Source organism: Acinetobacter sp. NIPH1876 (assembly GCF_022808535.1).
In the GTDB taxonomy this organism is placed as follows: Bacteria; Pseudomonadota; Gammaproteobacteria; order Pseudomonadales; family Moraxellaceae; genus Acinetobacter; species Acinetobacter higginsii.
In genome coordinates this window covers 45,485-56,217 of the sequence record NZ_JALGBR010000021.1, presented here as the reverse complement: position 1 = coordinate 56,217, position 10,733 = coordinate 45,485, and the positions used below count along the sequence as shown (strand labels likewise).

Here is a 10,733-nt window from a genome sequence, read left to right as displayed (position 1 = left end):
TACCATTCAATCAATGAAATATTTTCGATTGATCAACCAGTAAAAATCCACACAAGTTGTTCTTCTATTCTCTTAATGATCTTTTTACCACCTCGTCAGTGGCAAATCAACGCAATAAACATTCAACAACTTAACCAGCAAAGCTAAGTTATTTTTGCTTCATCGCGTCGGGATGAGTGCATTATAGGAGATTTTTTTTAGTGTGCAAGTCTTTTTAAACCCTTGTTTTATCAAGTGTTCTTTTTTTACACACTAATATGTATAACAAAGCAGCGCAATTCCCGTAAGCATATAAAATTAAAGCAGAAATATTTTATAAATATTTCTGCTTTGTTTTTTACTTAGTGTTCTTTATCTGTACACTGATAATTTTAATGGGTTGTTTCGGTACATTTTGATGCATTCCGTAGTTTGCCGTTGGTACATTTACGATCTTATCGACAATATCCATACCTTTAGTTACTTTACCAAATACGGCGTAACCAGCATCCATCGGTGACTTATTTAAGAAGTTATTATCTGCGACATTAATAAAGAATTGGCTGCTTGCAGAATTCGGGTTACTGGTACGTGCCATTGCTAAAGTACCGCGTACGTTCTTCAAACCATTCCCAGACTCATTCACGATTGGTGCTTTAGTTGTCTTCTCAATCATATTGGCATCTAAACCACCGCCCTGCACCATAAAGCCAGGAATCACACGATGAAAGATCGTACCTGTATAGAAGTTGCTTTTTACATAGCTTTCAAAGTTTTTTGCCGACACAGGTGCTTTATCATCAAAAAGTTCAATTTCGATGTTGCCCATACTGGTTTTCATATCAACCATGGTATTTGCAAATAAATGGCTGCTTGCCAAAATTAAACCTGTTGTCATGAACAACTTTTTCATCATTGCTTTTCTCGGCTTGATCATTGATTTGTTGTGAACGCTCATCTTAGTTTTGCTGATTCTATTTTGCTATTTCTATTTGTTATCTTTAAAACAAAAAACCGATGTTTCACGTGAAACATCGGCTCGGACTTTATTAACTATGTTTATCCCAAAATTTTCTAAAGTTCTTGGCAACTTCAATGGTATTGCGTTTGGCCTTACTTGAGACTGGCGTGAGGTTAATAAAGCCATGTGTCTGATCTGGGTAATCAACATATTGGACTTTAACCCCATTTTGTCTCAGCTTATGGCTATAGATTGCACCCTCATCATGAAGTAGGTCATGACCAGCAGTAATCACATAAGCAGGTGCTAACTTTCTAAGACTGCCATAGGTCGGTGAGATTAACGGATCATCTAACGCAACATCATGCTGTGTTGCATAATAGTCCGTCACATAATCCACATCTTTACTGGTCAACACCAAGCCCTCTCCATAGGCATAGAATGAAGGATGGCGGCTTTTGAAATCAACGGCAGGATAAATCAATAATTGTGCTTGCGGCGCATAGGCTTTACCCACGGAGTGCTGTGCAACTACAGTACTAATATTGCCCCCTGCACTATCACCGGCAACGGCAATACGATTCTTATAGATTTTCAATTGACGGCGATTTTGATATACCCACGCCAGTGCATCTTCACATGATTTGATCAACAGTTGTGGCGATGCTTCTGGTGCTAATGGATAATCAATACTTAAGACCTGTACTTTTGCATATTTGGCAATCAGACGACAAGCTTCGTCATGCGTATCCAGACCACCCACGACAAAACCACCACCGTGATAGAACACAATGATCGGCAATTTCTTATTCGGTGCAGGATGATAATGTCTGGCAAATACCGTACCACTTTGCAAAGGGAGACGAATATCCTCAACCGAGTCAATCGATGTTGGTTTATTGATGATTGCCAACATTTGCGCATCAAACTGACGGCGGGACTCAATTGGATCATCACCAATAAAGCCAATGTGCCCTTGTTTAATTTGGACAGCCATCAGACATTTAGTAAAAGAATCTAAATCTGGATATTGGTGTGGATAAGCGAGAAGCTTAGCGAGAGACTCTTGTACAATTTTGGGGAGCTTATCTAGCGCTCGTGCAGCAGGGCCTTGCCCTTTGTCTAAAATTGTTTGAATTTTTTGAGGTAATGCTGTCACTTCTGTCCCCTTCTTCGCTCTGTCCATAATTCTTGTTGTCTTCGACTATATGCTTTTCTAAAGTCTTAGATCAAGTTCAAGATTTGAAAAATATGTCGTACGCTAAAGGGCTACTATCAAAAAGTCATTATCCATAGTGCTTATTCACAGCTATTTTTTATGTCAATTAAATGCTGTTTTAACATGAGATTGTTAAAACGATAAAACTAGAACGAATAAATTCGTTCTAGTTTATAGCACTCTAAAAGTGTCAGTTTTATGAATTCAGTTAACTTCGCGCAATGTATAGCAGTACATAAGTAAGATTGCATGCGGCATCGTGTGTTCAATCTTATGCGAAACCAACTTCATCCTAAAAAATTATTGAGCAGTCGTACCTGCTGAACCAGAAACTGAACCTGATACATCCGCAGAAGCGCCACCAGATTGAACATCAACTGATGAACCACCTTGCACACCAACACCACCTTGTACGCCTGCTGGGCTTGCACCTGTTGTTTGAGCTGAGCCAGATGCATCTAAACCACCTTGAGTTGAGCAACCTACAGCTGTTAATGCAACACCGGCTACAACCGCAGAAATCAATGCTAACTTTTTCATTTCGTATTTCCTTTCATTATGACAAAAAGCAAAGTTGTCTTTGCGATGCCTATGATTCACAATTTTTTGCTCGGACGTGATGCGGATTAGTTGCAGTTTGTTATGTAAGCCGCTCTATTTTGCAATTTTTCTTAAATCAACTCTTTTCATATTTCACATATTAAAAAAAACATTCAAAATCGCTAAGGCATTAGAGTTAAAGTAATTTCACGGTTTTTAGTTTTATTTTTTCAGTTAAAAAGCGATTATCTTATTTTTTTATAATTCATAGAAACACCGTACAATCTGCTTAAAAGATTACAATTGCGTAATTTTAATTAAAAATAAATGTAGCAGACATAAAAAACCGTGACTTCTGATCACGGTTTTTCCATTTATTTAGCTTGGTTTAAGGCCATTGCATCTCACCTTTCACCACTTTGGCACCCAACTCTAAACTGCTCGACTCACCTAAAGTTGGATACTGTTTTTGCATAATTCCAATTAATTCAGCTGAATTTTTGCTGGCTTTTACCGCTTTCTCATATTGCTTTAAATAGTCAATCGAGAAATTCACCGCATCAAGACCTTCCGCTGCACCTACTTTCATATGTGCAGGCACCACCACTTGTGGATTTAAGGCTTTAATACTCTCTAAAGTCTGTACCACTTCTGCACGATCTTTGGCTGTTGGGGTATCCGCAGTCCACAGATGAATCCCCGATGACACTGGAATACCACCGACAACAGCTTTGGCACTCGGAATCCATAAATAAGTGAGTTCTTTCTTACCTTTAATTTCGATATTTTCATTTTCTAATTTTAAAGTTTTAGCCGTATAAGCTTGTGGAACAATAATCTTGCTCGGGGCATTGGCACCCATTTTAGGTCCCCAATATGCAACTTTCAGTGCTTGGGTGTCCTGAATATGTTTCACTGTTTCAGGGGTCGCAATCACCTGTACATTCGGGAAGTACTGTTTAAATACATCTAGACCAAAATAGAAGTCTGGATCACCATAGCTGACAAAAATGGTTTTTAAGGTTTTACCGCTATCTAAGATATCGGCCGCAATACGCAATGCTTCTGATTTAGAAAATTGCGCATTCACCAATAGCACTTCTTTATCCCCTTCAATTAAGGTCGAAGTCACACCAAAGTGTTCAGGTTGAGCCAAAAAGTTTTGGATTTTTAAATCTTGTGCGAAAGCAGCAGATGTTGCTGCCAAAGTTGATAAAGCAATAATATAAGGTTTGGTATTCATCTTATCGTCTCCAATTTGATAAGGAACACTTTAAATTGCAATTATTGCTGAATAAACACTCTAAACTAAGATAAAATGTTGCATATCTTGCAACAATGATAATAACGATGGACACATTAAAAGCGATCCAAGTCTTTGTTTGTATTGCGCATCAAGGCAATCTCAGCAAAGCTGCTGAACATCTCGATTATTCTAAAGCGATGGTCTCCCGTTACTTAGACCATCTCGAACAAACTTTTTCGACACGTCTGTTTCAACGCAATACCCGTAAAGTATCGCTCACCCCTGCGGGTGAAAAAGCGTTGGTCTATTGCGAAAATATTTTACAACAGCAACAACTCTTAGAAGGCTTAGCCGCGCCAGAACAGCACAGCGGCACCATCCGCTTTACCTGTGGCTTATTTTTATTTCAGCTTGGCGTGAATGAATGTATTAAGCAATTTAAAAAACGCTACCCACAGATTCATTTTGATGTCTATTTAACAGAAAATACCGTCGACCTGATGGATGCTCATGTTGATCTGGCACTACGCATTACCCAGAAAGTCGCAGATGGACTGATTGCCCGCCCAGTCTGTCAAATTGAATCCACCTTTTGCGCACACCCACATTACTTACAAGACCACACTCCCCTGTTACATCCCAGTCAACTCATTCAACATGAATGCATAGCCCATCACACACATAACCAATACTGGACCTTATTTGATACAGATCAGCAACCCCAGAACTATCCATTAAATGTTACGTTTAAAAGCAATGATGTGATCGCGCTTTATCAGATGTGTCTTAAAGCACAAGGTATTGCGATGCTGCCAACATTGCTGGTGCGTAAAGATATAGCTCAACAACGTTTGCAACAGGTGTTTACCGATTTTTCGGCACCCGATCTCACCTTATCTTTGGTTTATGCATCCAGACAACATTTACCAAAAATCACCCAAGAATTTATTGCTTTTGTGATTGAAAACTTAAATTTTTACTTAAATCAGCAAAATTAAAAGATTTAAATCGACCTGAACGCTTGAATTTTGTCGTGTTGCCCATACTTCATCCCTATCTATGAATGACCAAGATGTGGCAGTTCGGGTTTAACCCTATGAGCATTAACGCCAGAAGGACTGTACATGTTTAAGAACTTTTTTCAACGGAGATCATCAATGGCTAATGAGCACAATGAGCAAGCTCAAGACATTCAAAATGAGCAACAAACTGAACAAACTCAAGCTGAAGGTGTAGAGCAAGCAAACGAGCTTAGCGTTGAAGATTTACAAGCTCAAATCACTAAACTCGAAGAAAGCTTAAAACTCGAAAAAGCACGTACAGCCAATGCTGTTTATGAAGCACAAAAGAGTGTTGAACGCATTCAACGTGAGTCAGAAAAACATAAAGAGACTGTGCTGGAAAAATTTGCGAAAGAATTATTGGATTCTGTCGATAACCTAGAACGTGCTATTCAAGCTGCGGGTGAAGAACAAACGCCTGTACTTGAAGGAATTAAGCTTACTTTGAAATCACTCCTCACCACACTAGAAAAATTTGGTGTTGTTGAAGCAGATACCCAAAATGGTTTCAATGCTGATTTACACCAAGCGGTGGGAATCGACCCGAATGCCAAAGCCAATCAAATTGGCACTGTTTTACAGAAAGGCTATACCTTAAATGGTCGTTTACTTCGCCCAGCGATGGTGATGGTGGGTCAATAATTTACGTGAGCAAAGCGTTTATTTGCTCAAAAGTGTACAAATCTGAGAGTTTTTTGATTTTTTTTCATAAAAATGCTTGAAAAATACCAATTGACTCTCATATCGAATAACAAGCAAATCCCCTTTTAACTCCCCTTTACCAAAGGGGAAATTAGGGGATTCAAAAAATTTTAGAGGAACACAAACAATGGCAAAAATTATTGGTATTGACTTAGGTACTACCAACTCATGTGTTGCTGTACTTGAAGGCGATAAAGTAAAAGTAATCGAAAATGCAGAAGGTACGCGTACAACTCCATCGATCATTGCATATAAAGATGGCGAGATCCTTGTTGGTCAAAGCGCGAAACGTCAAGCGGTAACCAACCCGAAAAATACATTATTCGCAATCAAGCGTTTAATCGGTCGTCGCTACGAAGATCAAGCGGTACAAAAGGACATCGGTCTTGTGCCTTATAAAATCATCAAGGCAGACAATGGCGATGCTTGGGTTGAAGTAAACGATAAAAAATTAGCACCGCAACAGATCTCTGCTGAAATCTTGAAAAAGATGAAGAAAACTGCAGAAGACTATTTAGGTGAAACCGTTACTGAAGCAGTGATTACTGTTCCGGCTTACTTTAACGATGCACAACGTCAAGCAACTAAAGATGCAGGTAAAATTGCAGGTCTTGATGTTAAACGTATCATCAACGAACCAACTGCTGCGGCACTTGCGTTCGGTATGGACAAAAAAGAAGGCGATCGTAAAATCGCGGTTTACGACTTAGGTGGTGGTACATTCGACGTATCAATCATTGAAATTGCTGACCTTGATGGCGACCAACAAATCGAAGTGTTATCAACCAATGGTGATACTTTCCTTGGTGGTGAAGACTTTGATAATGCATTAATTGAATTCTTGGTTGAAGAATTCAAGAAAGAACAAAGTGTGAACTTGAAAAATGATCCACTTGCGTTACAGCGTTTGAAAGAAGCTGCTGAAAAAGCAAAAATCGAGCTTTCTTCTTCAAATGCAACTGAAATCAACCTTCCATACATCACTGCTGATGCGACTGGTCCTAAACACTTAGTGATCAACGTAACTCGTGCAAAACTTGAAGGTTTGGTTGCTGACTTAGTTGCTCGTACGATTGAGCCTTGCCGTATTGCACTTAAAGATGCGGGTCTTTCGACGTCTGACATCTCTGATGTGATCTTGGTGGGCGGTCAGTCTCGTATGCCACTTGTACAACAAAAAGTACAAGAATTCTTCGGTAAAGAGCCACGTAAAGACGTGAACCCGGATGAAGCGGTTGCGATTGGTGCTGCGATTCAAGGTGCGGTATTGTCTGGTGACAAAACTGACGTACTTTTATTAGACGTAACCCCGTTAACACTTGGTATCGAAACCATGGGTGGCGTATTAACAGCGATTATTGAGAAAAACACCACGATTCCTGCGAAGAAATCTCAAGTATTCTCTACTGCTGCTGATAACCAACCTGCTGTAGACATTTCAGTGTTCCAAGGCGAACGTAAAATGGCTCAGCAAAACAAATTGTTGGGTAACTTCCAGTTAGGCGATATCCCACCTGCTCCACGTGGTGTACCGCAAATTGAAGTATCGTTCGACATCAACGCTGATGGTATCTTGAAAGTATCGGCTAAAGATAAGAGCACGGGTAAAGAGCAATCGATCCAGATTAAAGCAAACTCAGGTTTGTCTGATGCTGAAATCGAAGCAATGATTAAAGATGCTGAAGCGAATGCTGAAGAAGATCGTAAGTTTGAAGAGTTAGCAAAAGCACGTAACGAAGCAGATGCGCTCGTTTCTAGCTCGACGAAAGCAGTCAAAGATCTTGGTGACAAAGTTACTGAAGATGAAAAAACTGCGATCACAACTGCGGTTTCTGAGCTTGAAGCAGCAACGAAAGAAAATGATGTTGAAGACATCAAAGCGAAAACTGAAGCTTTACAAAACATCTTGATGCCAATCACTCAACGTGCTTATGAACAAGCACAAGGTGCTGGCGGCGCAGAAGGTTTTGATCCAAATGCATTCCAAGGTGATGCTGCGGGTCAACAACAAAAAGCGGACGATGGCGTTGTAGATGCTGAGTTCACTGAAGTAAAAGACGACAAAAAATAATTTGTCTCTTTAAAAAAACCGCGCGAAAGCGCGGTTTTTTTTGCATTAAATTTTTATAATCAATCTTAAACTCAAATTAGTTTTTGCTAGTGTAGAGGTGGCATGGAAACCACCCTGTCGGGCTACGATAACGATGAATTAAAACCAATGTATAGAAAGTGGCGATTAGATAGATTTAGATTGATCAAAATACAGCTCACCTAGAATCGGCATAAACAAAGGTATTACACCACACGCTTTTATTTCTTCAATAAACTCAGGAATATTCACCCCTGGCAACAACTGAGGAACGTCACCAATCGGCGTCACCATGCTATCCCAATGACATGGAATAATGTATTTCGGTTTCAGTAGTCGCACCACATCTTTGACATAGTTTGGACGATATTTGCGTCCGATTGCACATAAACACACAATATCAGCTTGTTTGCCCTGTAACTCTTGCTCGATAAAATCGGCGGAATCAATGTGAACAACGCGCAGTTGTCCTGTATCAATCCACCAATTCAAGACCAAACCATGTCGCAACTGATGAAACTTCGGTGGATATGGTGGTGGTGCAGTCATATCTCCTGGCAATGGAACACGACCAAACAAGGCCTTGCCATGAATTGAAGGTAAACCAATCACTTGCCAATTCCCGCAGCAAATCACTTCCCTACCCTTTGTCTCATACATCTGTTGCTCAGCTAAACCTGCTGAGCGTCCATACATCACACTGGCTTGTGAACCAATCAAGCGAGCACCTGTTTGTTTACACACTTCTGCAGCATCCAGAATATGGTCATAATGTGCATGGCCAATCAGTACCTCATCCGCATCAGGGATATAGTATTTGACCAATACTGGATCGCTAGATAAAGGTTGAGTAAAGGTCTGCCAAAGACTTGGGCGGCTAATAAAAGGATCAAGCACCAAGGTTCGATTATTATCAGACAGGATAAACCCTGCGGTCCCCAGATATTTAATTTTTAGATTTTCTGCCTTTGCTGTTGCAGGCGAAGCCACTGCCCATGCAGCCTCAGGCGCTTTGAGTAGATATTTCAGCATGCATGTTCCTTTGCATTTTATTGTAATTGCCAGAATCGATCATTTTGTCTTCAATATGGCAGTTATATGCGTCAATCTCAAGCTGAATCCCAAAACTGAGATTGGCAGTATCATGCCTAATACTGCAGGATTAGTTTGATATACATGAAATTATATTTCGGTATAATCCCAAGTATTAAAAAAATGATACCTAGATTAAAGATGAAAACAGATACTGTCATTAGCAAAACTAGATTTAGATTAGTTCTTATATTTTCACTACTTAGTTTTCTCATAAGCTCAATATTTGATGCTTACAATCAAACATCCATTGCGATTAGCGAACTCATATCAAGAGATCCTCAGAACTGGGAACTTGTCATCTCAGGCATACTTATGCTTGGTTTTGTTATTGTATTCATCGGCTTACTTTTATTTAAACAATGGGCGAGAAAGCTTTACGTCTATAGTTTTTTCCCACTGTTACTTATTTATCTTTTACCAAGCTATTCTTCGACATTCATATCTGGTTTTGGCGCCATTTTTTATGAGCTAGGCAATATTCTATCTACACTGATCTGGGGAATTTTAGTGCTACCCAGCCTCTACCAACCTCTATTTTCCAAAAATAACGAATGAAATTCTTCCTCCTTCTTGTATTGGTACTCTTTTTACTTTGGTCAGGCTATCAAACCCGCCAACACCCTCAGCTTAAATTTAACTCGCTGACAGACCGTATCGCCAGTCCACTGGATACACGCCTACGCTATCGTATTGCCGAAGTTGACCCTCGTTTTAAACTCAGTATCGAGCAAGTCAAAACCATTAGCCAACAAGCGACACAAATCTGGAAAGATGGTACTGGGCAGGATTATTTTGTTTACGATCCTCATGCGCAGCTCGCGATTCACCTAATTTATGATGAGCGTCAAATGGAAAGCGAACAACGCCGAGAATATTTAAGCCAACTCGCGTCGAATCAACAACATTGGCAAGAGAAAAAGCAACAACTGGATCAGATTGAACAGGAAATTATACGGAGCAAGCAATTTCTGGATTTAAAACAACAACAACTGAATCAGCAAATCCAGCACTATAATCAAGAACAACAAAATGCACGACAGCATCCAAGCTCTTTTGCCAACCCAGAATATTTTCAGCAACGGCAGCGGGATTTAGAGCAGAATGTGCAAACATTGCAACAAGAAATTGCTCAGTATAATCAGAGAATCATTCAGTTAAATCAGCAAGTTGATGAACTCAATGCTTTAGACCAGCAGCTCAATGCCTCTGTCAGCCAATATAAGCAACGCTTTAAGCCCCATTTATTTCATAAGGGCTTATTTAATGGCAAACAAATATTTATTTACGAGTTTGAATCAGCAGATGACTTACGTTTAACCATCGCACATGAGTTCGGCCATGCATTGGGACTACAACATGCTGATGATCCACAAGCACTCATGCATCCCATTATGAAAGATCAAGATACCGCGCATTTCCGTTTGACTCCAGCAGACCTCTCTCTTTTATTAGCGAGATAGCCCCAACGAATTGTTATACTCTCATGTCTCTAAAAAGTGGCTCAAATTGCATGGACTATAAATGTCACAATCCAGCAATTTTTAACTAAAAAGTAAAAAACTTTTCAACTTTGCATAAATTTTACAAAAGTTAACAATTGACCATTTTTTCGCTCTCTGCTCAAGGATTTTTTGCCATGATCAATTTAATCCGTTGATATTTTTTAACTTACGATCAAAAAACAAACATGTTGTTCATTTTTTTATTGTGCAAATCACTCGATCCAATTTTTTATTTATTAGAACAAAATCACATTTTTTAGTTTTATTTATTAAATACATAGCATTTTGACGCCCACAAAATAATGATGAAAAATAAGTTTTATTTGGGGGGATTTCAGC

General features: G+C 39.4%; 10 protein-coding genes. 5 read left to right on the top strand and 5 right to left on the bottom strand.

Annotated features, from left to right (window positions below; genetic code table 11):
• Nucleotides 1–337: 337 nt before the first annotated feature.
• From MN869_RS18535 to MN869_RS18520, 4 genes are all read right to left on the bottom strand, one after another.
• Nucleotides 338–895, bottom strand: a complete 558-nt coding sequence (locus MN869_RS18535) for a peptidylprolyl isomerase (RefSeq protein WP_243309031.1) — start codon at nt 893–895, stop codon at nt 338–340.
• Between the two features lie 133 nt (nt 896–1,028).
• The gene (locus MN869_RS18530) at nt 1,029–2,099 is read right to left on the bottom strand and encodes an alpha/beta hydrolase (protein WP_243309029.1); all 1,071 of its coding nucleotides are present in this window, start codon (nt 2,097–2,099) and stop codon (nt 1,029–1,031) included.
• A 360-nt stretch (nt 2,100–2,459) separates the two neighbouring features.
• Nucleotides 2,460–2,699, bottom strand: coding sequence for a hypothetical protein (locus MN869_RS18525; RefSeq protein WP_005201819.1), 240 nt, complete (start codon nt 2,697–2,699; stop codon nt 2,460–2,462).
• A 388-nt stretch (nt 2,700–3,087) separates the two neighbouring features.
• Nucleotides 3,088–3,942 (bottom strand): MBL fold metallo-hydrolase, encoded by an 855-nt coding sequence (locus tag MN869_RS18520; RefSeq protein ID WP_243309027.1) that lies wholly within the window; start codon nt 3,940–3,942, stop codon nt 3,088–3,090.
• Nucleotides 3,943–4,049: 107 nt separating this feature from the next.
• On the opposite strand from MN869_RS18520, the gene MN869_RS18515 reads away from it, so the two are divergent.
• The 3 genes from MN869_RS18515 to dnaK all read left to right on the top strand — a co-directional run bounded on the left by MN869_RS18515 (nt 4,050) and on the right by dnaK (nt 7,779).
• Complete coding sequence (locus MN869_RS18515; protein ID WP_033134259.1) at nt 4,050–4,943, top strand: LysR family transcriptional regulator; 894 nt, start codon at nt 4,050–4,052, stop codon at nt 4,941–4,943.
• A 159-nt stretch (nt 4,944–5,102) separates the two neighbouring features.
• A complete protein-coding gene (gene grpE, locus MN869_RS18510) occupies nt 5,103–5,648 on the top strand; it encodes a nucleotide exchange factor GrpE (RefSeq protein WP_005186322.1) in 546 nt (181 codons plus the stop codon).
• A 187-nt stretch (nt 5,649–5,835) separates the two neighbouring features.
• On the top strand, nt 5,836–7,779 hold the full coding sequence (dnaK, locus tag MN869_RS18505) for a molecular chaperone DnaK (protein ID WP_171552299.1): 1,944 nt from the start codon (nt 5,836–5,838) through the stop codon (nt 7,777–7,779).
• 165 nt (nt 7,780–7,944) lie between these two features.
• Here the strand turns inward: dnaK and MN869_RS18500 are convergent, their stop codons facing one another.
• Nucleotides 7,945–8,829, bottom strand: a complete 885-nt coding sequence (locus MN869_RS18500) for an MBL fold metallo-hydrolase (protein WP_243309024.1) — start codon at nt 8,827–8,829, stop codon at nt 7,945–7,947.
• Between the two features lie 201 nt (nt 8,830–9,030).
• On the opposite strand from MN869_RS18500, the gene MN869_RS18495 reads away from it, so the two are divergent.
• Both MN869_RS18495 and MN869_RS18490 read left to right on the top strand, forming a co-directional pair.
• Nucleotides 9,031–9,447 carry a hypothetical protein gene (locus MN869_RS18495; RefSeq protein WP_243309016.1) on the top strand — a complete coding sequence of 139 codons (417 nt, stop codon included), beginning with the start codon at nt 9,031–9,033 and terminating at the stop codon, nt 9,445–9,447.
• Nucleotides 9,444–10,352, top strand: a complete 909-nt coding sequence (locus tag MN869_RS18490) for a matrixin family metalloprotease (RefSeq protein WP_243309014.1) — start codon at nt 9,444–9,446, stop codon at nt 10,350–10,352. Before MN869_RS18495 ends, MN869_RS18490 begins: the two co-directional genes overlap by 4 nt.
• Nucleotides 10,353–10,733: the final 381 nt, after the last annotated feature.

Coding starts and splice junctions, on each gene's coding strand:
- MN869_RS18500 (WP_243309024.1), bottom strand. CDS start 8,829: ATGCTGAAATATCTACTCAAAGCGCCTGAGGCTGCATGGGCAGTGGCT.
- MN869_RS18490 (WP_243309014.1), top strand. CDS start 9,444: ATGAAATTCTTCCTCCTTCTTGTATTGGTACTCTTTTTACTTTGGTCA.
- grpE (WP_005186322.1), top strand. CDS start 5,103: ATGGCTAATGAGCACAATGAGCAAGCTCAAGACATTCAAAATGAGCAA.
- MN869_RS18525 (WP_005201819.1), bottom strand. CDS start 2,699: ATGAAAAAGTTAGCATTGATTTCTGCGGTTGTAGCCGGTGTTGCATTA.
- MN869_RS18520 (WP_243309027.1), bottom strand. CDS start 3,942: ATGAATACCAAACCTTATATTATTGCTTTATCAACTTTGGCAGCAACA.
- MN869_RS18495 (WP_243309016.1), top strand. CDS start 9,031: ATGAAAACAGATACTGTCATTAGCAAAACTAGATTTAGATTAGTTCTT.
- dnaK (WP_171552299.1), top strand. CDS start 5,836: ATGGCAAAAATTATTGGTATTGACTTAGGTACTACCAACTCATGTGTT.
- MN869_RS18515 (WP_033134259.1), top strand. CDS start 4,050: ATGGACACATTAAAAGCGATCCAAGTCTTTGTTTGTATTGCGCATCAA.
- MN869_RS18535 (WP_243309031.1), bottom strand. CDS start 895: ATGATGAAAAAGTTGTTCATGACAACAGGTTTAATTTTGGCAAGCAGC.